At 74.3% G+C, this 26846-nt stretch carries 21 protein-coding genes and 1 riboswitch; of the genes, 8 read left to right on the forward strand and 13 right to left on the reverse strand.

Annotation, left to right across the window (positions count from 1 at the left end; all coding sequences use genetic code 11):
• Window positions 1-2: 2 nt before the first annotated feature.
• Both FN207_RS23650 and FN207_RS23655 read right to left on the reverse strand, forming a co-directional pair.
• The gene (locus tag FN207_RS23650) at window positions 3-620 is read right to left on the reverse strand and encodes an AIM24 family protein (protein WP_142460909.1); all 618 of its coding nucleotides are present in this window, start codon (window positions 618-620) and stop codon (window positions 3-5) included.
• A 142-nt stretch (window positions 621-762) separates the two neighbouring features.
• On the reverse strand, window positions 763-1875 hold the full coding sequence (locus FN207_RS23655) for a DUF475 domain-containing protein (protein ID WP_221888376.1): 1113 nt from the start codon (window positions 1873-1875) through the stop codon (window positions 763-765).
• A 286-nt stretch (window positions 1876-2161) separates the two neighbouring features.
• Here FN207_RS23655 and FN207_RS23660 point away from each other — a divergent pair, with 286 nt between their 5' ends.
• Entirely contained in the window at window positions 2162-3454 is a 1293-nt protein-coding gene (locus FN207_RS23660) for a hypothetical protein (protein ID WP_142460910.1), read from the forward strand.
• Here the strand turns inward: FN207_RS23660 and FN207_RS23665 are convergent.
• The 10 genes from FN207_RS23665 to map all read right to left on the reverse strand — a co-directional run bounded on the left by FN207_RS23665 (window position 3451) and on the right by map (window position 14588).
• A complete protein-coding gene (locus FN207_RS23665) occupies window positions 3451-4260 on the reverse strand; it encodes an HAD family hydrolase (protein WP_185938542.1) in 810 nt (269 codons plus the stop codon). The genes FN207_RS23660 and FN207_RS23665 overlap by 4 nt on opposite strands.
• Window positions 4257-5384 (reverse strand): cysteine protease StiP family protein, encoded by a 1128-nt coding sequence (locus FN207_RS23670; RefSeq protein ID WP_185938543.1) that lies wholly within the window; start codon window positions 5382-5384, stop codon window positions 4257-4259. The genes FN207_RS23665 and FN207_RS23670 overlap by 4 nt, the downstream gene beginning before the upstream one ends.
• Window positions 5381-6655, reverse strand: coding sequence for a phosphoribosyltransferase domain-containing protein (locus tag FN207_RS23675; RefSeq protein WP_185938544.1), 1275 nt, complete (start codon window positions 6653-6655; stop codon window positions 5381-5383). Before FN207_RS23675 ends, FN207_RS23670 begins: the two co-directional genes overlap by 4 nt.
• On the reverse strand, window positions 6652-7854 hold the full coding sequence (locus FN207_RS23680; RefSeq protein ID WP_142460912.1) for an HpcH/HpaI aldolase/citrate lyase family protein: 1203 nt from the start codon (window positions 7852-7854) through the stop codon (window positions 6652-6654). The genes FN207_RS23675 and FN207_RS23680 overlap by 4 nt, the downstream gene beginning before the upstream one ends.
• 23 nt (window positions 7855-7877) lie before the next feature.
• Window positions 7878-9233, reverse strand: a complete 1356-nt coding sequence (locus tag FN207_RS23685; RefSeq protein WP_142460913.1) for a VWA domain-containing protein — start codon at window positions 9231-9233, stop codon at window positions 7878-7880.
• Window positions 9234-9267: 34 nt separating this feature from the next.
• Window positions 9268-9912, reverse strand: coding sequence for a TerD family protein (locus FN207_RS23690; protein WP_142460914.1), 645 nt, complete (start codon window positions 9910-9912; stop codon window positions 9268-9270).
• Window positions 9913-9994: 82 nt separating this feature from the next.
• The gene (locus tag FN207_RS23695; protein ID WP_142460915.1) at window positions 9995-10576 is read right to left on the reverse strand and encodes a TerD family protein; all 582 of its coding nucleotides are present in this window, start codon (window positions 10574-10576) and stop codon (window positions 9995-9997) included.
• 251 nt (window positions 10577-10827) lie between these two features.
• Entirely contained in the window at window positions 10828-11943 is a 1116-nt protein-coding gene (locus FN207_RS23700) for a TerC family protein (RefSeq protein WP_142460916.1), read from the reverse strand.
• A 245-nt stretch (window positions 11944-12188) separates the two neighbouring features.
• The gene (locus FN207_RS23705) at window positions 12189-13742 is read right to left on the reverse strand and encodes an alpha/beta hydrolase domain-containing protein (protein ID WP_142460917.1); all 1554 of its coding nucleotides are present in this window, start codon (window positions 13740-13742) and stop codon (window positions 12189-12191) included.
• A 60-nt stretch (window positions 13743-13802) separates the two neighbouring features.
• Window positions 13803-14588 (reverse strand): type I methionyl aminopeptidase, encoded by a 786-nt coding sequence (gene map, locus FN207_RS23710; RefSeq protein WP_142460918.1) that lies wholly within the window; start codon window positions 14586-14588, stop codon window positions 13803-13805.
• A gap of 66 nt (window positions 14589-14654) precedes the next feature.
• Between map and FN207_RS23715 the strand changes: the two genes are divergently transcribed.
• On the forward strand, window positions 14655-14957 hold the full coding sequence (locus tag FN207_RS23715) for a helix-turn-helix transcriptional regulator (RefSeq protein ID WP_142460919.1): 303 nt from the start codon (window positions 14655-14657) through the stop codon (window positions 14955-14957).
• Window positions 14958-14989: 32 nt separating this feature from the next.
• On the opposite strand, the gene uvrB is transcribed toward FN207_RS23715, so the two are convergent.
• On the reverse strand, window positions 14990-17116 hold the full coding sequence (uvrB, locus tag FN207_RS23720) for an excinuclease ABC subunit UvrB (RefSeq protein ID WP_142460920.1): 2127 nt from the start codon (window positions 17114-17116) through the stop codon (window positions 14990-14992).
• Window positions 17117-17600: 484 nt separating this feature from the next.
• Here uvrB and glgX point away from each other — a divergent pair, with 484 nt between their 5' ends.
• The 6 genes from glgX (at window position 17601) to FN207_RS23750 (ending at window position 26816) form a co-directional block, all read left to right on the forward strand.
• Window positions 17601-19706, forward strand: coding sequence for a glycogen debranching protein GlgX (glgX, locus tag FN207_RS23725; protein WP_142460921.1), 2106 nt, complete (start codon window positions 17601-17603; stop codon window positions 19704-19706).
• The gene (gene treY, locus FN207_RS23730) at window positions 19703-22030 is read left to right on the forward strand and encodes a malto-oligosyltrehalose synthase (RefSeq protein WP_142460922.1); all 2328 of its coding nucleotides are present in this window, start codon (window positions 19703-19705) and stop codon (window positions 22028-22030) included. The genes glgX and treY overlap by 4 nt, the downstream gene beginning before the upstream one ends.
• Before the next feature lie 279 nt (window positions 22031-22309).
• Window positions 22310-22393, forward strand: a riboswitch (cyclic di-AMP (ydaO/yuaA leader).
• Between the two features lie 26 nt (window positions 22394-22419).
• Window positions 22420-23052: a LysM peptidoglycan-binding domain-containing protein gene (locus tag FN207_RS27420; protein WP_142460923.1), complete on the forward strand. Its 633-nt coding sequence runs from the start codon at window positions 22420-22422 to the stop codon at window positions 23050-23052.
• 113 nt (window positions 23053-23165) lie between these two features.
• Window positions 23166-24938 carry a malto-oligosyltrehalose trehalohydrolase gene (treZ, locus tag FN207_RS23740; protein WP_142460924.1) on the forward strand — a complete coding sequence of 591 codons (1773 nt, stop codon included), beginning with the start codon at window positions 23166-23168 and terminating at the stop codon, window positions 24936-24938.
• A complete protein-coding gene (locus tag FN207_RS23745; protein ID WP_142460925.1) occupies window positions 24938-25657 on the forward strand; it encodes a dihydrofolate reductase family protein in 720 nt (239 codons plus the stop codon). The genes treZ and FN207_RS23745 overlap by 1 nt, the downstream gene beginning before the upstream one ends.
• Before the next feature lie 88 nt (window positions 25658-25745).
• Entirely contained in the window at window positions 25746-26816 is a 1071-nt protein-coding gene (locus FN207_RS23750) for an ATP-dependent DNA ligase (RefSeq protein WP_142460926.1), read from the forward strand.
• Window positions 26817-26846 lie beyond the last annotated feature (30 nt).

Genomic DNA, 26846 nt, shown 5'->3' on the forward strand with positions numbered 1-26846 from the left:
GCTCAGCGCTCCGAGGACTGAACGAGCACCAGGCCGTGCCCGGTGAAACGGAGGGAGAAGGGCTCGCCGGAGCCCTCGCCCACGAGGGACTTCCAGGAGACGCCGCTGACCAGGTTCATCGACAGCTGGCCGCGGGACCCGACGTAGGCGTCGGGGTCGACGACGAGGTCCTGGCCGGGCGCGACCTCGAGGGCCATCACCGGCCCGTCGGACACGATGGCCACCTGGCCCTGGCCGGTCACGGTCGTGGTGGCGAGCCCCTGGCCACTGGTCATGCCGCGCAGGCCGGCGAACTGGACGTCGAGGCGCAGGTGCTCGGTGTGAGCGAGGATGTGCTCGCTCTCCACGGTGAGCGTGTCGCCCCCGAGGTCGACGACGAGGACGTCCATCGCGTCCTTGGCGAGGTGCACGCGGCCGTGGCCCGTGCAGTCCATGAGGGAGATGCTCTCGCCGGCGACGGCCCGCTTGAGCGCGGCGCGCATGCCGCCGCCCCCGCCCATCCCGGAGTTCTTGAAGTCGACGTTGCCCTCGTAGGCGACCATCGAGCCGCTGGCGGCCCGGATGCGGTCCCCGTGCAGGTCGGCGTGCAGGACGCGTTTCTGGGCGGTGAGTTGTGCCACGGATGCCTCTCGGTGCAGGGGACGGGACCGGGCGGACCGTATCCGGCACCCTCCCGGCGCGGTAGGTCCCGCGCCGCGACCCACCCCGGACACGGCAGCGGCCCCGGGGCGGGTGCCCCGGGGCCGCTGGACGCCGTGCCGGTCAGCGCTGGCCGGCGGTGACCTCGTCGCGCTCGGCCTCGACGGGCTCCGGCTCGTGCGTCCGGTCGCGCCGGGTGGCGAGGACGCTGCTGATCACCGCGGCGACGATGAAGAGCAGACCGGTGAGGCCGGTGACGTACTCACTGATGTGGAACCGCAGCTCCAGGATCATGATCGCGGCCAGGAAGCCGATCGCCCACATCGCGCCGTGCTCGAGGTAGCGGTACTCGTCGAGCGTGCCCTTGTCGACCATGTAGATGGTCAGCGACCGCACCCAGAAGGCGCCGATGCCCAGGCCCAGCGCGATGACGAAGATGTCGCTGCTGATGGCGAACGCGCCGATGACGCCGTCGAAGGAGAACGACGCGTCGAGCACCTCGAGGTAGAGGAACGCCGCCGCGCCGGCGCCGGCCACGGCCTTGGTCGCCGTCCCCACGCCGTCGCGCGAGGTCGACTCGCCGGTGGCGGTGACGTCGTCGTCGTCGGTCTCCGGGGCCTCCATGAGCTCGTTGAGGCCGCCGATGAGCAGGTAGGTGAACAGGCCGGCGAGGCCGGAGACCAGGACGGTGGCGTACTTGTCGTCGTCGGCGATCTGCGAGCCGAGGTAGATGACCGCCAGCGCGATGACGATCGCGAGGTAGGGCAGCTTGCCGGCCTTGGCCAGCGGCTTCTCCAGCCAGGACAGCCAGTGGATGTCGCGGTCCTCGTCGAAGAGGAAGTTCAGGAAGATCATCAGCAGGAAGATCCCGCCGAAGGTGTAGATGGCCTCGGCGGCGTCCTCGACGGCCGAGCCGTAGGCCTCCTGGTCGCTGAGCGCGAGGTTCCACACCTCGGGGATCGACAGCGAGGCGGTGACCGAGACCAGCACGATCGGCAGCAGCAGCCGCATGCCGAAGACGGCGATGAAGATGCCGACGTAGAGGAACAGCTTCCGCCAGAGCGGGCTCATCCGGCGCAGCACCTTGGCGTTGACCACGGCGTTGTCGAACGAGAGACAGACCTCGAGCACGCCGAGGACGGCGACGGCCAGCAGGGCGGCCGGTCCGCCGAAGAACACGGCGGTGACGAGCGCGGCCACCGTCAGACCGACGGAGAAGCCGAAGTAGCGGAGCATCAGGGTTTCCTTTCCGACGCCTGGCGGGCGAGGCGGCGACGACGACGGACGAGCCGGATCGGCCGGGAGGCGGGTCCTGCAGTCAACGGACCCCGGTGGGGCTCTGTTCCCGGCGCTGTTCCCGGCACCCCCCGGGCGGGCGACGGGCGGTGCGGGGTCAGCGGACCGGGCGGCCCCGGCCGCCCGTTCCCACGGGAGCGGTGCCGGCGTGGTATCCACAGGCCGCCGGGCCACGGAGGCGCCGGCCCGCCCCGCCGGACGCGGGCCACCGCGACGGGAGGCGACCGTGAGCGGACCGGTCGGCACCCCGTGGTGGCGCCGCGACCGCGACGCGCCCCGGCGGGAGGCCAGCGCGGCACGCGAGGCCGCGGCCGCGGCGATGCTGGAGCTGGACACCGCCCTGGCCGACCTGCCGGACGCGGTGGCCGCGGCCGAGGAGGCCGGGGGCGGCACGGGCGAGCGGGGACACGGGCGGGCAGGCGCGAGAGGGCTTCAGCACCGCATCTCCGCCCCCGACTCGTTGACCCGCGACTGGCGCGACCTCTCGACCCACGCCGACGCGGTCATTGGACACTATCTGCAGGCGCTTTCCAACCACGACGCGGCCGCCGACGCCGACCCCGGCCGGGCTCGGACGGCGGCCACGGAGCTGGGCGCCGCCGCCACCGCGCTGCGCGAGGTCCACGCCCAGGTGGTGCGCTTCCGCGAGCAGTACGGCGAGGTGCTGGCGACCGCCGCGCGGGCCCGGGCCACGGCCGCCCGCTCGGTGTCCGCCGCGCGGGAGACGACCGCCGCGGCCCGCGCCGCGCTCGACGCCGCGGGCGCCGCCGGGCTGGCCGACCCCGGGCTCGACGCCGCGCTGACCGACGCCGACCGCCTCGCCGCGGCCGCCGCCGCCGAGCTGGCCGCCCGCCGGGCCGGGCCCGCGCTGGACGCCGCCGAGCGGGGCCGGCACGCCGCGGAGGCCGCCGCCGAACGGGCGCGGGCGCTGCCGGAGCGGGCCGCGGAGGTGCGCCGGGGCGCGGCCTCGGTGCGCACCCGCCGGGAGGCGCTGGGCACCCGCCACGAGCGGCTGACGCCGGTGATGAGCGAGCTGCGCCGCCGCTATCCGCTGTCGGCGTGGGCCGACGTCGAACGCGCGCCGCAGCGGGCGGCCGAGGCGCTGGCGGAGGCCGACGAGGCGCTCAGCGCGCTGCAGGCGGCCCTCGACGCACCGGTGCTCGACGTCCCCGCGGCCGCGGCGCACCTGGCCCGGGTGCGGGCGGCGGCCGGGCGGGTCGACGAGGAGGTGCGGTCGGCGACCGGCCGGCTCGAGCGGCTCGACGCCGTCGCCGCGGACCCCGGGTCGCTGCTCACCGAGGTGCAGCGCGCCGTCGTCGACGCCCGGCGGTTCCTGGCCGGGCTGCCCGAGGACCGCGCGCGCCGCTTCCGCCGCACGTTCGAGGACCTCGCCCGGCGGCTGCCCCCGCTGGAGGACGCCGCGCGGGGCCGCCGTCCCGACTGGGGCGCGGTGCTGCGCGAGGCGCAGGCGATCGAGGACGCGCTCGACCGCCTGGTGCGGACCGCGCGGGCCGACTAGCCGACCCGGTCGAGCAGCCAGCGCACGATCTCCTCCCCGGCGGCCGCGCCGCTCGCGGCGGTGACCGCGACGCGCGCGCCGGTCCAGCCCTGCTCGTGCAGCTCGCCGTGCGCGGGGCGGACGGCGGCGTCGGCGGCCAGCAGCATCGGGGCGTCGAGCAGGCTGTCGCCGGCGCACAGCAGCCGCGGCGCCGGCCCCTCCCCCGCGAGCAGCCGGCGCAGCCGCAGCAGCCCCGCGGCCTTCGACAGCCCGGCGGGCACGACGTAGACCTTGCGGCCCTGCACCGACAGCATGGCCCCGGCGGCGGTGACCGCGGCGCCGGTGTCGGCGAGCCAGCCGGCCGGGATCGCCTCCCGCGCGTGCGCGACGAGGTAGCAGAACAGGCCCTCGGCGGCGCGGACGGTGCGCACCCACGGCTCGCCCGCCACGGCCTCGAGCAGCGCGAGCAGCTCCGGCAACGGGGCGGCCTGCGCCGCGGTGGCCGCGGCCCAGTCGTCCCAGTCGGGGTCGCGGACGCCGTCGGCGAGCAGGACGCCGCCGTTGGCGCACAGCGCGTACCGCGGGACGACGGGCAGCCGGACCCGCTCGTACTGCGCCACGGTGCGGGTGGTCACCGGCACGAGCAGCGCCCGCTCCGCCAGGTCGGCCAGCAGCCGCCACGACGCCGGGGTGGCGTGCGACAGCGGGGCGCCGTCGAGGTGCTCGACGACCTGCAGGCCCTCGGCGCCGCCGGCCGCGGCGGCGGAGTAGATGAGCGTGCGGTCCAGGTCGACGGCGGCCAGGGCCGAGGTGAGGACGGCGGTCACCTGCCCACCGGCCGGATCAGCCCCACGCAGGAGTACGGCAGGTCGGGAACCTCGACCAGCGGGACGCCGCGGGCCCGGGCCAGCGCGGCGACGTGGCGGAGGTCCTCGGCGCGGTCGGGCCGCACCAGCACCTGCCACGGCACCCGGCGCAGCAGCACCCGCGTGGTCTCCCCCACCCCGGGCTTGACCAGGTTGACGTCGGCGATGCCGAACTCCGCGGCGATCGCCTCGACCGCCGCCCAGCCCTCCCACGTCGGACGCCGCTCGCCGGCCGGGACGTCGTCAACGGGTCGGGCCGCGGGGAACGCGGCGGCGACGGTGTCGACGAACAGCGCGGAGACGTCGGCGTCGGCGAGCTCGGCGTAGTACTTCGCGCCGTGGAACATGCCGGGGCCGATGAGGTCCTCGCGCAGGACCGTCCGCGACACCAGCCCCGACACCGTGCTGTTGAGGCAGGCGCTGGGGATGAGGAAGTCGTCGCGGGTGCCGTACAGGTCGGTGCACACGCCGGGGTCGGCGAGGACGGCGAGCCGGTCGTCGAGGGCGGCGTCCTCGGGGTGCGCGGCGGTCCAGGCGCCGACGGCCTCGGTCAGCTGGCGCTGGATGGCGCCCTTGCCGGTCCACCCGTCGACGAAGCGCAGCGCGGCGGCCGGGTGCCGGGCCAGCACGTGCGCCAGCGCCACCTCGTCGATGCCGCGGCCGCGGATGATCGAGACGGTGTAGTGCGGCACGGCCACGCCGCGCGAGGCGAGGAACCAGCGCCGCAGCAGCACGCCGATCGGCGTCCCGGCGCGGGCGAGCGACACCAGCACCGGCGTCTGCCCGTGCGCGGCCGCGGCGTCCCACACCAGCTCGCCGACCCGGGCGACGGCGTCGGCGAGCCGGCCTGCGGACTGCGCCAGCGCGGCGGTGAACAGCGCCAGGTAGTCGTCGTCGGGCTGGTACTCGACCGGCAGCATCTCCGAGTAGTGGGTGCCCGACTGGATGGCCTCCTCGCGGTCCTCGGTGCCGCGCTCCAGCGCGACCGACGACAGGTCGGTGAGCAGCCAGGTCACCTCCTCCGGCGCATACGAGCCGAACCGGCCGGGGACGGCGGGCGCGAGCCGGGCGGACAGCGCGGTCACGGGGCCGGCTCCGCGAGCGGCACGGTCACCAGGTGCACGGCGCGGGCGGCGAAGGGCCGCAGCGCCTCGGCCATCGGCGCGGCGTCGGCGGCCGACGCGTCCACCACCACGACGACGTCGTCGGCGCGCCGGTCGGACCACGGGCCCGCGGCGGGCACGGCGGCCGGGTCGGCGAGGTTGTGCACGCGGGAGACCCGGGCGGGGTCGTCGGGTGCGGGGAAGGCCAGGCTGCGGCGCAGGGCGTAGCCGGGGTCGTCGGCGGCGTGCACGGGGCTCCGGGTGGTCGACTGGGTGGTGACGGGGACGCCGGGCAGCCGCCCGGCCAGCCGCGCACCCACGAGGGTGGGCGCGTGCATGAGCTCCTCGGTACCGAGGACGAGGACGCCACGGCTGCCGGCCAGCGCCGGCGCGAGGGCCGCGGCGACGGCGTCGGCGGCCTCGGCGAGGCGGGCGCTGCCGGCCGGGGTCAGGCCGTGCCGGGCGGTGGAGGGGACGCCGGCGGGCCACAGCCCCTCGTGCACGGCCACGGACCCCGGCGCGCCCGACGGCGGCGGCGCCGCGGCGGGGAGGGCGGCGCGGGCGGCGGCAGCCCGGTCGAGGACGTCGGCCGGCAGCGTCAGCTCGGTGGCGAGGACGGCGGCGACGTCGACCCGCACGCCCAGGGCCGCCGCCCGCTCGGCGAACGCCGCCCGGGCGGCCGGGGTGCGCGCGTCGAGCAGCGTGGCGATGACGTAGCGCTCGCGCGGCCAGCGGACCTGCAGCTCGGCCACGGTGTTGAGCGCGGTGCGGCCGCTGGTGAGCTCGTCGTCGACCAGCACCAGCGGCCCGGGCACGTCGAGGGTCACCGCCCCGGTGGGCTGCAGCGCGTGCGCGACGGCGTGCGAGTGCTCCTCCTCGAACGCCGCGGCCACCGGCACGCCGGGGTGCACGCGCCGGGTGGTGTGCAGGTAGGCGGCGCCGAGCCGGTCGGCGGCGGCGTGGCCGAGGCCGGTCGCCGTCTCGCAGTAGCCGATGACCAGGCCGGGCCGCTCGTCCCCGAGGACCGCGGCGACGGCGTCGCCGACCGCCGCCCCGGCAGCGAGGACGGTGTCCGGCGCGGCCGGCACGTGCTTGCCGAGCACGCGCGAGACGACGAGGTGGGCGCGGCGGGGGTTGTCCCGCAGCCCCAGTCCGCACAGCCGCGCGAACCGGTCGCGCGCGGCGACGTCGATCCCGAGCAGGCCGGAGACGGTGCCGCCCAGCCAGGCGGCACCGGGGAGGGTGGCGGTCACGCGCGCTGCGCCTCCCCGCCGGCGAAGACCTCGGCCAGCCGGCGCTGCCCGGTGGAGAGCAGGTCGACCAGCGCGGCCTCGTCGGCGACGACGCCGTAGACGGCGGCGCGGCGGCTGATCAGCTCCGCCCACAGCGCGTGCGGCCCGATCTCGTTCATCCGGCCGTTCGTCGACACCGCGATCCCGCCCCGGCCACGGGCCATGAGGATCTCGAGGGCGTCGTCGTATTCCGAGCGGGAGACGGTGAGCAGCGCGTTGACCACCGAGACGTGCGCCGGGTGGATGACGGTCTTGCCCAGCACGCCGTTGGCCTTGTCCAGCGTCACCTCGCGGATGAGCCCGTCGAGGTCGCCGGCGATCATCCGCTGCCGCAACCCGCCCTCGTGCTGGTCGCTGAACGGCGTCGAGCGCAGCTGCGGCTTGAACAGCCGGGGGCCGGGGATGTGCTCCCACACCGCACCGGTGACCACCTGGTCGCCACCGCGGGTGAACCGGTTGACCACGTCGGCCAGGCAGTCCCGCACGACGGCGACGTCCCAGATGGTGGTGTCGCGGTCGCGCCGCAGGCCGAACAGCCCCGACAGGTCGGTGCCGCCCACTCGCAGGCACAGCACCGACTCCCGGTGGGCGTCGACCACCGCGGCGAGGGCGGCGAGCGCGTCGGCGCGGGTCTCCCGCCAGGCGAGCTCGGCGGTCTCCAGGATCGGCATGCCGTACAGCGGCTGCCCGGTCGCCGAGCCCACCTCGGCGATGGCCTCGAGCATGGGCGCGAGCGTGGCGCCGGTGGCCTTGGGCAGGCTGAAGCCGGTGAGCCAGGCCAGCGCCGGCCCGGCGGCCAGCGCGATCGAGCGGATCTGCTCGGCCGAGCGCACCCGCACGAACAGCAGCGGCAGCGCCGGCTGCTCACCGGCGGCCGCCCGCGCGGAGATGCGCCGCAGTGCCGCGACGACGTTGGCCTCCGCGTCGGGGACCGCCGCGTGCGGGATGGCGTCCTCGAGGCACCAGACCACGCTGGTCGTCCCCACCGTGGCCGCGCGCGCGGCGTCGGCGTCCAGCGCCGGGCGGGTGGCGGGGCTGTACAGCGTCGCGCCGAGGGCGAGGGCGAGCATGCCGCGCGGCGTCGCCGGACCGACGTCGCCCGGCGGCACGGCGAACAGCCGCTCGCGCTCGTCGTCGGTGAGGTACGAGAAGTGGCGCACGGTCGTTCCCTCCTGCTGGGGACTCACCGGACGAGCAGGCCCTGGGCGCGCGCCCGCCGGAGCCAGTCGGGGTACTCGGTCATGAGCCGGTCGAACAGCGCGTCGTCGCTGATCGGCCGGGAGCCCATGAGGTCGTCCTGGGAGACGGCGAAGAAGTCGGCGTTGTCGGTGTAGCGGCCGTCGAGGTCGTCGAGCCGCTGCAGGTAGCTGAACTGCCGCTCCGGGCCGATGCCCATGAACTGCCAGAACACCGGCTCGAACGACGCCGACTTGATCTGCTTCGTCGCCACCGACTTGTCGCTGGGGGCGCCGTCGGTCAGGAACATGACGTAGACCGGGACCTGCGCCGGCTGGGGCTCGACCCGCTCGCGGCTGTCGCCGAAGTACGCCTGCCGGACGGCGGCCATCGCCGCGCCGTAGCGGGTGTCGTACTCCAGCGGGTACTGCCGCGACAGGTCGGCGATGTACTGCTGGTGGCCCTCCAGGCGCAGCCCCGGCTCGGGGCGGTGCACGTCCTTGCCGAAGAGGAACACGTCGACGACGCCGTCGTCGTCGAAGCGCAGGCCCAGCGCCAGGACCCGCTCGGCCAGCCGCTGCACGGCGCCGGCGCGGTAGAGCGCGGCCATCGACCCGGAGATGTCGAGGACCAGCGCGACGCGGGCGGTGTGCTCGCCCAGGCCGCGCTTCTCCAGGCTGACGCCGGCAGTCTTGACCAGGCTGAGCATCTGCGGCGCCGACGTCGCGAGCTTCTTCTCCAGGTCGACGATGCGGCGCTTCTCCATGCTCACCGGCGCGGCGGCGGGCTGGGCCTGGGGTGCGGGCTGCGCCGCGGGCGCCGGCTCGTCGTCGACGCGCACGCCGACGTCGGTGGCCATGCCGGCCAGGCCGTTGGTGAAGCCCTGCCCGACGGCGCGCACCTTCCACTCCGCGCCGCGGCGGTAGACCTCGGCGAAGACCAGCGCGGTCTCGGCGCCGGCGGCGAGCTCGCAGCGGATGGCCGCGGCACCGCCGTCGGGACCCACCTCGACGGCGAGCCCGGACAGCGCGCCGAAGGTGCCCGCGCCGTCGAGGGAGGCGCCGATGACGACCTTCTCGACGTCGGCGGGCAGCGCGGCGGGGTCGATGCGGACCTGGTCGACGGTCGCGCCGCCGCGGGCGGTCTTGCCGAGGTGGCGGACCGCGCCGCCGGCGCCGCTGGGCTGGTTGTAGAAGACGAAGTCGGCGTCGCTGCGGACCTTCCCCGCGGCGGTGGTGAGGAACGCCGAGAGGTCGGCGTCGACGCCGGGAGCCGGCGTCCAGGTGAGCGTGACGACGACGGGGCCGGTCAGGCCGGCCTGGGCGAGGCCGACGTTGCCGCCCCGGGTGAGGACGTGGACCACTGCGCGGCCGTTCAGGCGGGGGTCGCGGCGGCGGTCACTTGCGCCCGCTCGTCCAGTTGAGGCCCCAGCCGTAGGCGCCGTCGAGGTCGCGCTGGACGCCGGGCAGGTAGCGGATCTCGCGCTGCACGGTCAGCGAGCCGCCGGAGTTGGTCAGCAGCGCGATGGCGCAGGAGCGGGCGCCCTGGGCGTGCTCGTCGAGACGGACCTCGATCGGCGCGGCACCCTGCGGGTACAGCGTGACGACGCCGTTGGCCGCGGCCCAGTTCGGCGCACCCTCGTAGATGTAGGCGAACACGAGCACCCGGCGGATCCGGTCGAGGTGGTCGAGGTTGACGAGCAGGTTCTCCCCGCCGGACTTGGCGCCGGAGCGGTCGTCGCCGTCGAGGAGCACGTAGGGCGGGCGGTCGAGCGCGCCGAAGGCGTTGCCCAGCGCCTGCACGACGCCCTTGCTGCCGTCGGCGGTCTCCCACAGGCAGCCGAGGTCGAGGTCGACGGCCGAGCCCTTGGAGAACAGGCCGCGGCGGCCGGACTCCCAGTTGAGGTTCACCCGCATCTGCCCGCCGGCGCCGCGGCCCTTGGTGAGCGAGACCGACGGCGCGCTCTTGGTGAGCGTCACCTTGCTCATGCTGACGCCGCCGCCGGACGGCGGCGGGGAACTCGGGCGGGTGTAGTCGACCATGACGGGACCTCCGGCTTCGGGGCTGGTGCGGGCAGGGTGCCGGGCCCGGACGCGGGTGCGCGTCCGGGCCCGGCGGCGGTGGTCAGCCGACGTTGACGCCGAAGTCCTGGGCGATGCCGCGCAGGCCGGAGGCGTAGCCCTGGCCGACGGCGCGGAACTTCCAGTCCGCGCCGTTGCGGTAGAGCTCGCCGAAGACCATGGCGGTCTCGACCGAGGCGTCCTCGGTGAGGTCGTAGCGGGCGACCTCCTGGCCGTTGGCCTGGTTGACGATGCGGATGAAGGCGTTGCGCACCGCGCCGAAGTTCTGCTTGCGGTTGTCGGCGTCGTAGATCGACACCGGGAACACGATCTTCTCGACCGTCGGCGGGACACCCGCCAGGTTCACCTGGACGACCTCGTCGTCACCCTCGCCCTCACCGGTGAGGTTGTCACCGACGTGGACCACGGAGCCGTCGGGGCTGCGCAGGTTGTTGAAGAAGATGAAGCCCGAGTCGTCGGGGGTGACCCTGCCGTCGGCACCGATCATGATCGCCGACGCGTCGAGGTCGAACTCGCCGCCGGAGAACGTGTTCACGTCCCAGCCGAGGCCGACGTTCACCGCGGTCAGGCCCGGCGCCTCCTTGGTCAGCGAGACGTTCCCGCCCTTGGAGAGGCTGACACCCATCAGTTGGACTCCCATGTCACTGTCGGGGGCGCAGCGGCGGTCGCCGCTGTGCTGGACACCGGACGTGGCCGGCGCCGCCGGGGGACGGCGCGGGCGCGGGCGCCCAGCGCGGTTCCCCCGGCACCGCTGCGCAGGGTGCCGGACGGGCACCCAGCGGAGCGGACGTGTCGTGGATGGTGCCGCACGATCACCGGGAGCAACAGGCTCACCGGCGCGAGAGGCCGGGCGTCCGCCCGCCGGTCACCTGTGCGTCACCGGGAGCCGCCGTCGGGCCGCTCGGCCGGCCTCGCCGCAGGGGTGCCGTGCTCCGGCCGGGACCCGGGGAGCGGCTCGGCGACCGGCTCGGCGGCCGACCCGACGACCGGCACGCCGGCGTCCCCGGCCGCGGCCGCCTCGCGGGCGTCGCGCCGGCTGCGGGCCAGGCTCGCCACCGTGGTGACCAGCAGGGTGAGGACGATGACCGACAGCGACAGCCAGGTCGGGATCTCCGGGACCACCGTGACGTGCTCGCCGCCGTTGATGAACGGCAGCTCGTTCTCGTGCAGCGCGTGGATCAGCAGCTTGACCCCGATGAAGCCGAGGATGACCGCCAGGCCGTAGTGCAGGTAGACCAGCCGGTCGAGCAGGCCGTCGATGAGGAAGAACAGCTGCCGCAGGCCCAGCAGGGAGAAGGCGTTGGCGGCGAAGACGAGGAACGTCTCCTCGGTCAGCCCGAAGATGGCCGGGATCGAGTCGACGGCGAAGAGGAGGTCGGCGCTGCCGATGGCGACCAGCGCGATGGCCAGCGGGGTGATGTAGCGCTTGCCGGCGAGCTTCGTCGTCATCCGGTCGCCGTGGTACTCGTCGGTCGTCGGGATGATCCGGCGGGTCAGCCGGAGGAAAGCGTTCTCGGTGAACTCCTCGTCCTCGCCGCCGCCGGCACGGGCCTGCGCGATCGCGGTGTAGATGAGGAACGCGCCGAACAGGTAGAAGACCCAGCTGAAGTTCTCGATCGCCGCGGCGCCGAGGAAGATGAAGACGGTGCGCAGGATCAGCGCGAAGGCGATGCCGAACAGCAGCACCTTCTGCTGCAGCTCCCGCGGCACCGCGAAGCTGGCCATGATCAGCACGAAGACGAAGAGGTTGTCGACCGACAGGCTCTTCTCGGTGATGTAGCCGGCGAAGTACTCCCCGCCGTACTGGCCGCCGGCGAAGAGCCAGACGCCGATGCCGAAGAGGACGGCGATGGCGACGTAGACCGCCGACCAGGTCGCCGCCTCGCGCAGCGTCGGGGCGTGCGGCGTGCGCACGTGGCCGACGAAGTCGAACACGATCATGGCCATGATGGCGGCGACGGTGATCGCCCAGACCCAGATGGGGACGTCCATGCGGATACCTCCGGTCGACTGGCAGCTGTCAGCACCGGAGGTCTCTCCCACCGGCGACTGCAGCGACCGGCCGATGACGCCGGGGTGTCTCCACCCGTGTTGACGACGTCACCGCGAGCGGGATACTCCCCTCCACGGTTCCGCGGGCACGGCTGACCGGGCCCGCGGAGTCACAGGGCAGAACGGACGAGGGGCGCCCGGGGTTCCCGGGCACCCCTCGCTCCTGTGCGGGACCTGCGCAGCGGCTAGCGCGCGGCCAGGTAGGCGGCCCGGGCGGCGGCCAGCATCCCCGCCTTCTCCGACGCGTCGAGGTACCCGTCGCGGACCTGGGCGTCGACCGCGGCGGCGTACTGCGCGAGGTACCCGTCGACCGAGCCGTAGCGCTGCGCGAGCTCCGCCGCGGAGAACGGCTGCCAGCCGCCCCAGTTGCCGCAGACGTCGGTGATCGACGTCGTGCCGACCGGGGACAGCGCCACCGGGACCGGCCGGCCGAGCGGGACGACGGCGTCGGGGAAGCGCACCCCGCCCAGCGGCTGCGCGGTGACCGGGTCGGTCCGCGGGACCTGCAGCGCGACGCCGGGCAGGTCGTTGAACGACGCCCGGTCCCCCGCCGGGGCCGGCTGCAGCGCGAACGTCGCCGACGGCGGGAGCAGCCGCCGGTCGCCCTGGCCCGGGTGGCGCACCACCGCGACGACGTCGGCGAGGAGCGTGCGCAGGTGCGGGTTGTAGGAGATCGGGTTGCGCGGGACGGCGACCCCGCCGTTGCACCGCAGCGCCCCGAAGACGACGGCGTCCGGATAGGCGGCGATGCCCGCGTGCGGAGCCGGCCAGTCGTAGCGGACGACGTCGCGCGGGCGCCCGGCCTCGGCGGTGACGCTCGCCCGGAGCCGGTGGTAGTCGGTGTAGGTGGCGACGTCGACGAACAGCGGGTCGCTCGTGCGGCGGGTGAGGATCTGGTCGTAGGTCAGCGGGACGCCGTCCTCGAGGACGTAGGGCCGCTGCGCCGCACCGCCGGCGAGCTGGTTGACCGCCAGCCAGTTCCCGGCGCCGGAGACCGCGACCGCGGCGTCGAAGACCCCGCGGCCGGTGCGGTCGTCGACGTTGAAGCCCTCGGCGACGAGGGTGTCGACGAACCAGGCGCTCTGGCTGATGCCGGCCAGCACCGCGGCCCGGTAGACCGGCAGCGCCGGGCCCGACGGCCGCGGCGCGGTGCCCCGCAGCAGCCGGCCGAAGTCGCGCACGATCACCTCGCCGACGCCCTGGGCCGAGGCGGGCACGCCGGCGGAGATGGCCGTCTCCCACTGCACCCGCGCGTAGGACAGGTCCTGCCCGGCCAGCCAGCCGTTGCCGAGGCCGTCGGGGTAGACGGCGCCGTCGGGGGTGGTGTCGCCGGTGACCGGGAAGCCCTGCACCGAGGGGAGCACCGCCGGGCGGCCGCGGTTCTCCGCCTCGACGAGGACGACGTCGCTGCCGCCCGGGTCGGCGGGCGCGATGAGCTCGAACTCGCTCGTCCAGGGCACCAGGCCGCGGGCGTCCCGCGCCAGACCGGCGAGCCCGGCGACCTGCTCGCGCGGGTCGACGACGCCGGAGACGGTGCCCGTCGTGCGGGTCCAGGCCTCGCCGCCGACGGTGATCGGCGCGCTGGTGGCCTGCACCGCGGTGACCGCCGAGGCGAGCGGAGCGGAGCGGCCGTTCCCGCCCGGTGCGGCCAGCGCCGGCGCCGCCGTGCTCAGCGAGAGCGCGGCGAGGGTGGTGGCGACCAGACCGCGGCGCAGTCCGGGGGATCGCAGGAGGGACACGCGCAGGACTCCTTCGTCCGGGAGGGGGAGGACCCGAACGTAACGAACCTGCGACGTGTGTCACACGGCAGGCACCCGCTCCGGGAGCGTGAGGACCTCGGCGCCGTCGTCGGTGATGGCGACCGTGTGCTCGCTGTGTGCCGTCCGGCAGCCCGTGGCGCTGCGCAGCGTCCAGCCGTCGGGATCGGTGACCAGCTCGTCGGTGTCGGCCATGACCCACGGCTCCAGCGCCAGCAGGAGCCCGGGGCGCAGCCGGTACCCGCGACCCGGTCGGCCGGAGTTCGGGACGTGCGGGTCCTGGTGCATCGTCGATCCGACGCCGTGGCCGCCGAACTCGGTGTTGACCCGGTACCCGGCCTCGCCGAGGACCGTGCCGATGGCGTGCGAGACGTCCCCGATGCGGGCGCCCGGGCGGGCGGCGGCGATCGCCGCGCTCAGCGCGCGCTCGGTCGCCCGGATCAGCGCGAGGCTCTCCGGCGACGCGGACTCGCCCACCACGAAGCTGATGGCGGAGTCCGCGACGATCCCGCCGAGGGAGACGGCGAGGTCGAGCGTCAGCAGGTCGCCGTCGGCCAGCGCGTAGGCGTGCGGCAGCCCGTGCAGCACGGCGTCGTTGACCGACGTGCAGATGTGGTGACCGAACGGCCCGCGCCCGAAGGAGGGCGCGTAGTCGACGTAGCAGGACTGCGCCCCGGCCTCGGTGATCATGGCCCGGGTCCACGCGTCGATCTCCAGCAGGTCGGTGCCCACCTCGCAGCGGCTCTTGAGCGTCTGCAGGATGCCGGCGACCAGGGCGCCGGCCTCCCTGGCCCGGGGCAGATCCGTCGCGTCGAAGACCTCGATCACCCTGCGTCCTCCTCGTTCGGCCGATAACGATCCCGGTAAGACTATCCCGGTACTAGAATCGGTGCCGTGGTCCGGTTGCCGCTCACTCCCGCCGAGGTCGAACGCGGACAGCGCCTCGGCGCCCTCCTGCGACGAGCCCGGGGGCCGAGGTCGATGCTGCACACCGCGCTGGAGGCCGGCGTCTCCCCCGAGACGCTGCGGAAGATCGAGTCCGGACGCGTGGCCACGCCCGCCTTCCCCACCATCGCGGCGATCGCCGACGTGCTCGGGCTCTCCCTCGACGCCGTGTGGGCGGAGATCAACCCGTCCGACGGCGCGGCCGGCCCCGCGGGACCGGACCGCGCCGCGGGCCAGCGACTGGTCTCCTAGCCGGTACGGCCAAGCGTGCCCAGCCGGTACGCCTAGGCGTGCGCGGCGTCGAGCTGGCGCAGTTCCTTCTTCAGCTCGGCGAGCTCGTCGCGCAGGCGGGCGGCCACCTCGAACTGCAGCTCCCGCGCCGCGGCCAGCATCTGGTCGTTCATCTGCGTGATGAGGTCGGCCAGCTCCGCGCGCGGCAGGCCCTGCACGTCGATCGCGCCGGCCTTGCCCTTGGTGCCCGCGGCCTTCTTCGACGACAGCCCCGGCACCGGCGCCTTGCCGCGGGACTGCTGCCGGCCCGAGCCGCCGATCAGCTCGGCGCTCTCGGAGTCCTCCGCCTCGCGGTAGATGCCGTCGAGGATGTCGACGATCTTCTTGCGCAGCGGCTGCGGGTCGATGCCGCGCTCGCGGTTGTAGGCGACCTGCTTCTCGCGGCGCCGGTTGGTCTCCTCGATCGCGTGCGCCATCGACGGCGTGACCGTGTCGGCGTACATGTGCACCTCTCCCGACACGTTGCGCGCCGCGCGCCCGATCGTCTGGATCAGCGACGTGCCCGAGCGGAGGAAGCCCTCCTTGTCGGCGTCGAGGATCGCCACCAGGGACACCTCGGGCAGGTCGAGGCCCTCGCGCAGCAGGTTGATGCCGACCAGCACGTCGTACTCGCCCTGCCGCAGCTCGCGCAGCAGTTCCACCCGGCGCAGGGTGTCGACCTCGGAGTGCAGGTAGCGGACCTTGATGCCGAGCTCGAGCAGGTAGTCGGTGAGGTCCTCGGCCATCTTCTTGGTCAGCGTGGTGACCAGGATCCGCTCGTCCTTCTCGATGCGGACGCGGATCTCGTGCACCAGGTCGTCGATCTGGCCCTTGGTCGGCTTGACCACGACCTCCGGGTCGACCAGGCCGGTGGGGCGGATGACCTGCTCGACGACGTCGCCCTGCACCCGGCCGAGCTCGTAGGGGCCCGGCGTGGCCGACAGGTAGACGGTCTGGCCGATCCGGTCGGTGAACTCCTCCCACTTCAGCGGGCGGTTGTCCATCGCCGAGGGCAGCCGGAAGCCGTGCTCGACCAGCGTCCGCTTGCGGCTCATGTCGCCCTCGTACATGCCGCCGATCTGCGGGACGGTCACGTGCGACTCGTCGATGACGAGCAGGAAGTCGTCGGGGAAGTAGTCGATGAGACAGGCGCCGGCGGTGCCGGGGGCGCGGCCGTCGATGTGCCGCGAGTAGTTCTCGATGCCGGAGCAGAAGCCGACCTGGCGCATCATCTCGATGTCGTAGGTGGTGCGCATGCGCAGCCGCTGGGCCTCCAGCAGCTTGCCCTGCCGCTCCAGCTCGGCCAGCCGCTGCTCGAGCTCGGCCTCGATGGAGCCGATCGCCCGCTCCATCCGCTCGGGGCCGGCGACGTAGTGGGTGGCCGGGAAGACGAAGAGCTCCTCGACCTCGCGGACGACCTCGCCGGTCAGCGGGTGCAGGTAGTACAGCCGCTCCACCTCGTCGCCGAACATCTCGATCCGGACGGCGAGCTCCTCGTAGACCGGGAAGACCTCGATGGTGTCGCCGCGCACCCGGAACGTGCCGCGGGTGAAGGACAGGTCGTTGCGGGTGTACTGCTCCTCGACGAGGGTGCGCAGCAGCGAGTCGCGGTCGCGCTCCTCCCCCACCGAGATCTTCAGCGCCCGGTCGACGTACTCCTGCGGCGTGCCCAGGCCGTAGATGCAGGAGACGGTGGCGACCACCACGACGTCGCGCCGGGTGAGCAGCGCCTGGGTGGCCGAGTGCCGCAGCCGCTCCACCTCGTCGTTCACCGACGAGTCCTTCTCGATGTAGGTGTCGGTCTGCGGGACGTAGGCCTCGGGCTGGTAGTAGTCGTAGTACGAGACGAAGTACTCGACGGCGTTGTCGGGCAGCAGCTCGCGGAACTCGTTGGCCAGCTGCGCGGCCAGCGTCTTGTTCGGCGCCATCACCAGCGTGGGCCGCTGCACCTGCTCGATGAGCCAGGCGGTGGTGGCCGACTTCCCGGTGCCGGTGGCGCCGAGGAGCACCGAGTCCTTCTCCCCCGAGTTCACCCGCTCCGCGAGGGCCTTGATCGCCGTCGGCTGGTCGCCCGAGGGCTCGAAGTCGCTGACGACGCGGAAGCGCCCCTGGGTGGGCCGGATGTCGGTGGTCGCGCGCACGGGTCGACGGTACGACCGTCCGGTGACAGAACGCCGCGTGTGACGGGCGAGCACCCAGGGGCACGCGGGACGGGTGGCTTGCGGCCGCGACGGCGTCGTGCTCGTGCGCGTGCCCGGGACCCGATAGCGTGCCCTCTCGCAGGCGCGGTGCCGCGCCGGGGACCAGTGCCACCCGGGATGCCCGGACGAGGTCGGACCCCGGCGCCCCGCGACTCGGTACCAGGTGGGACCGGCGCCCCGCGCCGCGGCCTCCCGGACCTGCGCACGATGCCCTCCACGGCACGGCCCTCCACGGCCCCGCCGCGGAGGGCGTCGTCGTCCGAGCGGGCGCGCTCCCGTGATCTGCGCCGCGTCAGGTGTGGAGCCGCCCGGTTCGGGCAAGGGACCGGCGGGCACCGTGTGCCCAGACCCCCTGCCGACGGCCGTGGCGGGGGGCCACCGCGCCCCGGACCCGTCGGGCGCCAGTGCAGGAGGAAACACGTCCATGACCCAGGTGTGGCCCGGCTCCGCCTATCCGCTCGGAGCCACCTACGACGGCACCGGGACCAACTTCGCGCTGTTCAGCGAGGCGGCCGAGAAGGTGGAGCTCTGCCTCTTCGACGAGGCGGGCAACGAGGAGCGCATCCGGCTCCCCGAGATGGACGGCTACGTCTGGCACGCCTTCCTCCCCGGCATCCAGCCCGGGCAGCGCTACGGCTTCCGCGTGCACGGCCCCTACGACCCCGAGAACGGGCAGCGCTGCAACCCGAACAAGCTGCTGCTCGACCCCTACGCCAAGGCGATCGACGGCGCGATCGACTGGGACGAGGCCTGCTTCGGCTACCGGTTCGGCAGCGGTGAGCGCAACGACGACGACTCCGCGCCGCACATGCCGAAGTCCGTCGTGATCAACCCGTACTTCGACTGGGGCGTGGACCGCCCGCCGCGGACGCCCTACAACAAGACGGTCATCTACGAGGCCCACGTCAAGGGCCTGACGATGACCCACCCGCGGATCCCCGAGGAACTGCGCGGGACCTACGCCGGCATCGCGCACCCGGCGGTCATCGAGCACCTGCAGTCGCTGGGGATCACCGCGATCGAGCTCATGCCGGTGCACCAGTTCGTGCAGGACGACACGCTCCTGCAGAAGGGCCTGCGCAACTACTGGGGCTACAACACGATCGGCTTCTTCGCGCCGCACAACGAGTACGCGCAGCAGACCGACGGCCAGCAGGTGCAGGAGTTCAAGGGCATGGTCCGGACCCTGCACGAGGCCGGCATCGAGGTCATCCTGGACGTCGTCTACAACCACACGGCCGAGGGCAACCACATGGGCCCGACGCTGTCGTTCAAGGGCATCGACAACCGGACGTACTACCGGCTGGTCGAGGGCGACGAGCAGTACTACATGGACACCACGGGCACCGGGAACTCGCTCAACGTCCGCACCCCGCAGGCGCTGCAGCTGATCATGGACTCGCTGCGGTACTGGGTCACCGAGATGCACGTCGACGGCTTCCGCTTCGACCTCGCCTCCACCCTGGCTCGCCAGTTCCACGAGGTGGACCGGCTGTCGGCGTTCTTCGACCTGGTGCACCAGGACCCGATCGTCAGCCAGGTCAAGCTCATCGCCGAGCCGTGGGACGTCGGCGACGGCGGCTACCAGGTGGGCAACTTCCCCGCGCTGTGGACCGAGTGGAACGGCAAGTACCGCGACACCGTCCGCGACTTCTGGCGCGGCGAGGACGCCACCATCGGCGAGTTCGCCAGCCGCATCACCGGCTCGGCCGACCTCTACAAGCACTCCGGGCGCCGGCCGGTGGCGAGCATCAACTTCGTCACCGCGCACGACGGGTTCACGCTCAACGACCTCGTCTCCTACAACGAGAAGCACAACGAGGCCAACGGCGAGGGCAACAACGACGGCGAGAGCCACAACCGCAGCTGGAACTGCGGCGTCGAGGGCGAGACCGACGACCCCGAGGTCCTCGAGCTGCGCGCCCGGCAGCGGCGGAACTTCATCACCACGCTGATGCTCAGCCAGGGCGTGCCGATGCTGCTGCACGGCGACGAGCTCGGCCGCTCGCAGGGCGGCAACAACAACGGCTACTGCCAGGACTCCGAGCTGACCTGGATCGACTGGGAGTCCGTCGACGAGGGCCTGCTGGAGTTCACCAAGCTGGTCACCCGGCTGCGCACCGAGCACCCGACGTTCCGCCGCCGCCGGTTCTTCCACGGCCGGCCGGTGCGCCGCGAGGAGGGCGACCCGGTCCAGGACATCGCCTGGTTCACCCCCGGCGGCGAGGTCATGGCCGACGAGGACTGGGACGCTGGGTTCGCCAAGTCGCTGGCGATGTACCTCAACGGCCACGGCATCCGGGAGACCGACGAGCGCGGCGAGGACGTCGTCGACGACTGCTTCTTCCTGGCCTTCAACGCCCACCACGAGCCGATCGAGTTCACCCTGCCCACCGGCGAGTACGCCGAGGGCTGGACGGTCGTCGTGGACACCGCGGAGATGGGCGAGGTCGAGCCGGTGCAGCTCAAGGCCGGTGACAGCCTGTCGGTCGCCGCCCGTGCCACCGTCGTGCTGCAGGCGGCGCCGTGAGCGGGCCCCGCGACAGCCGGGAGCGCCGGCGGGCGACGCCGTCGGCCACCTACCGGCTGCAGGTGACCGCCGACTTCACCCTGGACGACGCGGCCGCCGTGGCCGGCTACCTGGCCGACCTCGGCGTCAGCCACGCCTACTCCTCCCCCCTGCTGCGCTCGGCGGCGGGGAGCACGCACGGCTACGACACCGTGGACCACGCGCACGTCGACGAGTCGCGCGGCGGGCAGGAGGGCTTCGACCGGTTCGTCGCCGCGCTGCACGAGCACGGGCTGGGGCTGGTCCTCGACCTGGTGCCCAACCACATGGGCGTGGCCGACCCGGCCGAGGCGCCCTGGTGGTGGGACGTGCTGCAGCACGGGCGGGAGAGCGCGCACGCGTCGGCGTTCGACGTCGACTGGGACTTCGGCGGCGGCCGGATCCGGATCCCGGTGCTCGGGTCGGCCGACGACGTGCAGAAGCTTGAGGTCGTGGACGGCGAGCTGCGGTACTACGACAACCGCTTGCCGCTCGCGCCCGGCACCGGGGAGGGGACGCCGCAGGAGGTGCACGACCGGCAGCACTACGAGCTGGTCGACTGGCGCCGCGCGGACTCCGACCTCAACTACCGGCGCTTCTTCGCGATCAACACCCTCGCCGGGCTGCGCGTGGAGGACCCCGCGGTCTTCGACGCCACCCACGAGCTGGTGCTGCGGCTGGTGGAGCAGGGCGCCGTCGACGGGCTGCGGATCGACCACCCCGACGGCCTCGCCGACCCGAAGGGCTACCTCGACCGGCTGGCCGAGGCCTCCGGCGGCCGGTGGACGGTCGTCGAGAAGATCCTCGAGCCCGGCGAGGACCTGCCCGGCAGCTGGCGCTGCGCCGGCACCACCGGCTACGACGCGCTCGCCGAGGTCGACGACGTCCTGGTCGACCCGGCCGGCGAGGCGGCGCTGACCGCGCTGGACACCGAGCTGTCGGGGCGGCCGGTCGACTACGCGCAGCTGGTCCACGACTGCAAGCGCGAGGTCACCGACGGGATCCTCGGCTCGGAGGTCGCCCGGCTGGTGCGGGTCATCGGCGAGCTGCCGGGCGTCGACCGCGCGCAGCAGACCGAGGCGCTGGCCGAGCTGCTGGCCACCTTCTCCGTCTACCGCAGCTACCTGCCCGACGGTCGGGAGCACCTCGACGCCGCGGTGTCCGCCGTCCGCGACCGCCGGCCCGACCTGGTCGCCGCCGTCGACGCGCTGCACCCGGTGCTCGCGCAGGCCGGCACCGAGGCGGCCACCCGCTTCGAGCAGACCAGCGGCCCGGTGATGGCCAAGGGCGTCGAGGACAGCGCCTACTACCGGTGGGCGCGGTTCGTGGTGCTCAACGAGGTGGGCGGCGACCCGGCGCGCTTCGGCGCCACGGTCGAGGAGTTCCACGAGGCGCAGACCCGCCGGCTGGAGCGCAAGCCGGCGTCGATGACGACGCTCACCACGCACGACACCAAGCGCAGCGAGGACACCCGGGCTCGCCTGGCCGTCCTCGCCGAGGTGCCCACCGAGTGGGCGGAGCTGGTCCGCGGCTGGCTGTCCCGCCACCCGCTGGCCGACCGGCCGCTGGCGCACCTGGTCTGGCAGAACCTGGTGGGCGCCTGGCCGCTGTCGCGCGAACGGGCGCACGCCTACGCCGAGAAGGCCGCCCGCGAGGCCGGCCTGTCGACGACGTGGACCGACGTCGACGAGGCGTTCGAGACCGAGCTGCACGCGATGGTCGACGCCGCCTTCGACGACGCGACGACGAACGCCGAGATCGAGGCGTTCGTCGCGCGGATCGCCCCGGCCGGACGGTCCAACGCGCTGGCGCAGAAGCTGGTTCAGCTGACGATGCCCGGCGTCCCCGACGTCTACCAGGGCACCGAGCTCGAGGACCGCTCGCTGGTCGACCCGGACAACCGCCGCCCCGTGGACTACGACGGGCGCCGGGCGCTGCTGGCCCGCCTCGACGGCGGCTGGGTGCCCGAGGTCGACGACACCGGCGCGGCCAAGCTGCTCGTCGTCTCGCGGGCGCTGCGGCTGCGGCGGGACCGCCCGGAGCTGTTCACCGGGTACGCACCGGTCGAGGCCACCGGGTCCGCCGCCGGCTCCGTCGTCGCCTTCGACCGGGGCGGTGCGGTGACGGTCGCGACCCGGCTGCCGGTCGGCCTGGCCGGCACCGGCTGGGGCGACACCGCGCTCGCGCTGCCCACCGGCTCCTGGCGGGACGTGCTCACCGGCACGCGGGTGGTCTCCGACGCAGCAGGCCTGCCCGTGGCCGACCTGCTGTCCCGGCTGCCCGTGGCACTGCTCGTCCGGGAATGAGTCCCAGGTCACATCGCCGCGGGGGCAGGCCGCCCCGCGGCGGTGTGACCAGGCGTTCCGCCGGAGGCCGGTGGGGTGTGCCGCGTGGGGCGGGAGTCGACCCGTGGGGTTCGGCGCGCCGTCTCGTGACCCACCCGTTACCTTTGCCCCGCGCACCGGCCGACCGAGAGCCGGGCGCCGGAGCCGATCCGCCCAACCCCGTCCGTCGGCGTCCGTACCTCCTGCACCGCCAGGACGGGGGTGGGGGAACCACTTCGACGGCGCGCCGCCGTGGTCACGGGGGGCCACGCAGCACCGTCTCGGGGTGAAGCCGCACGTCGTGCGGCCGGGGCACCGATCGCTCCGAACCCGACAGCTCACCCCGCAGGCGGCGGATCGGGAGCACAACCATGCGCACGACCCCCTCCACCATGCCCGCCACCGGCCGCCAGCAGCGCGCGGTCCGGCTGGCCCGCCGGACGGTCCTCACCGCCGGCGCGGCCGCCCTCTCCCTCGGGGCGCTGGCCGCCCCCGCCTCCGCGGCCGCCCCCAACGACTGGGACGCCGTCGCGCAGTGCGAGTCCAGCGGCAACTGGTCGATCAACACCGGTAACGGCTACTACGGCGGCCTGCAGTTCTCCCTGTCGTCGTGGGCCGCGGCCGGCGGCACCCAGTACGCGGCGCGGCCGGACCTCGCCACCAAGGCCCAGCAGATCGCGGCGGCCGAGGTGCTGCTCGACATGCAGGGTCCCGGCGCGTGGCCGTCCTGCGGCAAGGCGCTCGACCCGTCGGCGCCCGTGGCCGGCGCGCCCGAGGCGGCACCGGCCGCGGCCCCCGCACCGGCTCCCGCCCCGCGGGAGACCGAGGCGGCGTCCCGCGCCGAGCGGCCGGCGGGCGGCAGCTACACCGTCGCCGCCGGGGACACCCTGTCGAAGATCGCCGCGGCCAGCGGCACCACCTGGCAGGCCCTCTTCGCCGCGAACGAGGGCACGGTCAGCGACCCGAACCGGATCTACGTCGGTCAGGTCCTGCAGCTGCCGTGAGGCACCCGGCCGCCGGGGGACCCTTCCCCCGGCGGCCGTCGCCTCCGGCGGTTGACCGGGCACTGCGGGGGCAATGACCCCCCGTCACCCGCTCGATCCCCGGAGGCTCCCGCATGTCCGCACCCGTCGAGTTCGCCGTCTGGGCGCCCGTGCCCGAGCGCGTGCGCCTGCAGGTCGACGGCGCGGTGCACGACATGCGCCGCGACCACGACGGCTGGTGGCGGGCCGAGGTCGAGGCCGCCGCGGAGGCCGACTACGGCTTCCTGCTCGGCGACGACGAGGACGGGGAGGAGGGCGGGAGGAAGGTCTACCCGGACCCGCGCTCGCGGCGGCAGCCCGACGGCGTGCACGGCTTGTCCCGGCGGTTCGACCCCTCGGCGTACTCCTGGGGCGACCGCGCCTGGACCGGGCGCCCGCTGGCCGGAGGCGTCGTCTACGAGATGCACGTCGGCACGTTCACGCCCGAGGGCACCCTCGACGCCGCCATCGACCGGCTCGGCCACCTCGTCGACCTCGGCGTCGACTTCGTCGAGGTGCTGCCGGTCAACGCCTTCAACGGCACGCACAACTGGGGCTACGACGGCGTCGCCTGGTACGCCGTCCAGGAGACCTACGGCGGGCCGGCCGCCTACCAGCGCTTCGTCGACGCCTGCCACCAGCGCGGCCTCGGCGTGATCCAGGACGTCGTCTACAACCACCTCGGGCCCTCGGGGAACTACCTGCCGCTGTTCATGCCGGTCTTCAGCGAGGGCGGCGCCAACACCTGGGGCAACTCGGTCAACCTGTCGGGTCCCGACTCCGACGAGGTCCGCCGGTACATCATCGACAACGCGCTCATGTGGCTGCGCGACATGCACGTCGACGGGCTGCGGCTCGACGCCGTGCACGCGCTGGTCGACGAGCGCGCCACCCACGTCCTCGAGGAGATGGCGCGCGAGGTCGACCGGCTGTCGGTCGCCGTCGGCCGGCCGCTGTCGCTGATCGCCGAGAGCGACCTCAACGACCCGCGGATGGTGACGCCGCGCGGCGCCGGCGGGCTGGGCATGACCGCGCAGTGGAGCGACGACTTCCACCACGCGCTGCACTCGACGCTCACCGGCGAGGGGCAGGGCTACTACCGCGACTTCGCCGAGGCCGGCATCGCGGGGCTGGCCAAGACCCTGACCGGCGCCTACTTCCACGACGGCGCGTGGTCGAGCTTCCGCCGCCGCCACCACGGCCGGCCGGTGGACACCACGCGGCTGCCGGGCTGGAAGTTCGTCGGCTACCTGCAGGACCACGACCAGATCGGCAACCGCGCCGTCGGCGACCGGATCTCGGCGACCCTCTCCCCCGGCCTGCTCGCCGTCGGCGCGACGATCGTCCTCACCAGCCCGTTCACGCCGATGCTGTTCATGGGCGAGGAGTGGGGCGCCTCGACGCCGTGGCAGTTCTTCACTTCCCACCCGGAGCCGGAGCTCGGGCAGGCGACGGCGGAGGGGCGCAAGCGGGAGTTCGCCGAGCACGGCTGGGACGCCGACGAGGTCCCCGACCCGCAGGACCCCGAGACGTTCACCCGCTCGAAGCTGGACTGGTCCGAGCTCGACCGGGAGCCGCACGCGACGCTGCTCGCCGTCCACCGCCGGCTGCTGGCCCTGCGCAGGGAGCACCCCGAGCTGGTCGACGCCGACCTCGCCGCCACCGAGGTCGGCTGGGACGACGAGGACCGGGTGCTCGTGGTGCACCGCGGCGGGCTGCGGGTGGTGGCGAACCTCTCCGGTGAGGAGCAGGAGGTCGAGCTGGACCGGCCCGCCACCGGGGTGCTGTTCGCGACCGGCGAGGAGCCGGCGCTGTCCGGGACGTCGGTGACCGTGCCCGCCGAGAGCGCGGCCGTCGTCCGCACCTGATGCGCCGGCTGCACCCGTCGCCGGCCACCGACCTGAACGACGCCGACCTCACCGAGGCGTACCGGCTCCCGCCGGGGCGCTCCTTCCGCGTCGACTTCGTCGCCTCGCTCGACGGCGCGGTGACGGTGGACGGCGTCAGCGCGGGACTCGGCTCGCCCGGTGACCGGCGGGTGTTCTCGACGCTGCGCGCGCTGGCCGACGTCGTCCTGGTCGGGCAGGGGACGGCGGCCGGCGAGGGCTACGGGCCGGTGACCGCGGACTCGCCCCTCGGCCGGCGCCGGGCCCGGCTCGGACGCACGCCCGAGCTGCCGGTCGCGGTGGTGTCGCGGCGGGCGTCGATGGCGCCCGGCGACCGGCTCGCGCAGGCGCCGACGCTCCTGGTCACCTGCGCGGCCGCCGACCCCGCCCGCCGCGCCGCGCTGGCCGACGCCGGCGTCGACGTGCTCGTGTGCGGGGACGCCGACGTGGACCTGCCGCTGGCGGTGGACGCCCTCGCCGACCGCGGGTTCGAGGCGGTGCTGTGCGAGGGCGGCCCGTCGCTGCTGACGGCGGCGCTGGACGCGGGCGTCGTCGACGAGCTCGACCTCACCGTCTCCCCCGCGCTGGTCGGCGGTCAGGCGCGGCTGCTGGACCGGGCGCTGCGCGACGTCGTCCGCCCGCGGCTGGTCCAGGTGCTCGAGGAGGACGGCGTCCTCTTCACCCGCTACGCCCTCGGCTGAGCCCCCAGCGGCAGAGATGGCCATCCCTGCCACCCGTCCGGTCGACGGCGACCTGCCCCGGGGAGGGCCCGCTGGTTGACTGACCGGCATGGACCTGCCCGTGCTGCCGCCGGTCAAGCCGATGCTGGCCAAGGCCGCCACGAAGCTGCCCACCGGCGACGGCCTGTTCTACGAGCCCAAGTGGGACGGCTTCCGCTGCATCGTCTTCCGCGACGGCGACGAGGTGGAGCTGGGCAGCCGCAACGAGCGCCCGCTGACCCGCTACTTCCCCGAGGTCGTGGCCGCGGTGAAGGAGGCGTTGCCGGAGCGCTGCGTCGTCGACGGCGAGATCGTGGTGCCGCAGGGCGACCGGCTGCACTTCGAGTCGCTGCTGCAGCGCATCCACCCCGCGAAGTCGCGCGTCGACCTGCTCGCCGAGCAGACGCCGGCGCACTTCGTCGCCTTCGACCTGCTGGCCGTCGGCGACGAGTCGCTGATGGAGACGCCGTTCGAGCAGCGCCGGGCGCGGCTGCGCGAGGTGCTGGGCAGGCAGCACGAGCGGGTGCACGTCACGGCAGTCACGCGGGACGCCGGGACCGCGCAGCGCTGGTTCGAGGAGTTCGAGGGCGCCGGGCTCGACGGCGTCGTCGCCAAGGCCCCCGACCTGCCGTACGGCCCCGACCAGCGGCTGATGACCAAGGTCAAGCACGTGCGCACCGCCGACTGCGTGGTCGCCGGGTTCCGCTGGCACAAGAGCGGGCCGATCGTCGGCTCGCTGCTGCTCGGGCTCTACGACGACGGCGGCCTGCAGCACATCGGCGTCGCGGCGTCGTTCCCCATGGCGCGGCGCGCGGAGCTGGTCGAGGAGCTGGCGCCCTACCGCGCCGACGCCCTCGACGGGCACCCGTGGCAGGACTGGGCGAACGCGGAGGTGCAGGAGAACGGCGAGCACCGGATGCCCGGCGCGCAGAGCCGCTGGAACGCCAAGAAGGACCTCTCGTGGGTGCCGCTGCGGCCCGAGCTCGTGGTGGAGGTCAAGTACGACCAGCTCGAGGGCCGGCGGCTGCGGCACACCGGCCAGTTCCTCCGCTGGCGGCCCGACCGGGAGGCGCGGAGCTGCACCTACGACCAGCTGGAGGTCCCGGTGCGCTACGACCTGGCCGAGGTGCTGGCCGGATGAGCGGCGCCTGCGCGGGTGGCACCGGGCTCC

The sequence above is a fragment of the Geodermatophilus aquaeductus genome (assembly GCF_900182545.1).
Classification (GTDB): domain Bacteria; phylum Actinomycetota; class Actinomycetes; order Mycobacteriales; family Geodermatophilaceae; genus Geodermatophilus; species Geodermatophilus aquaeductus.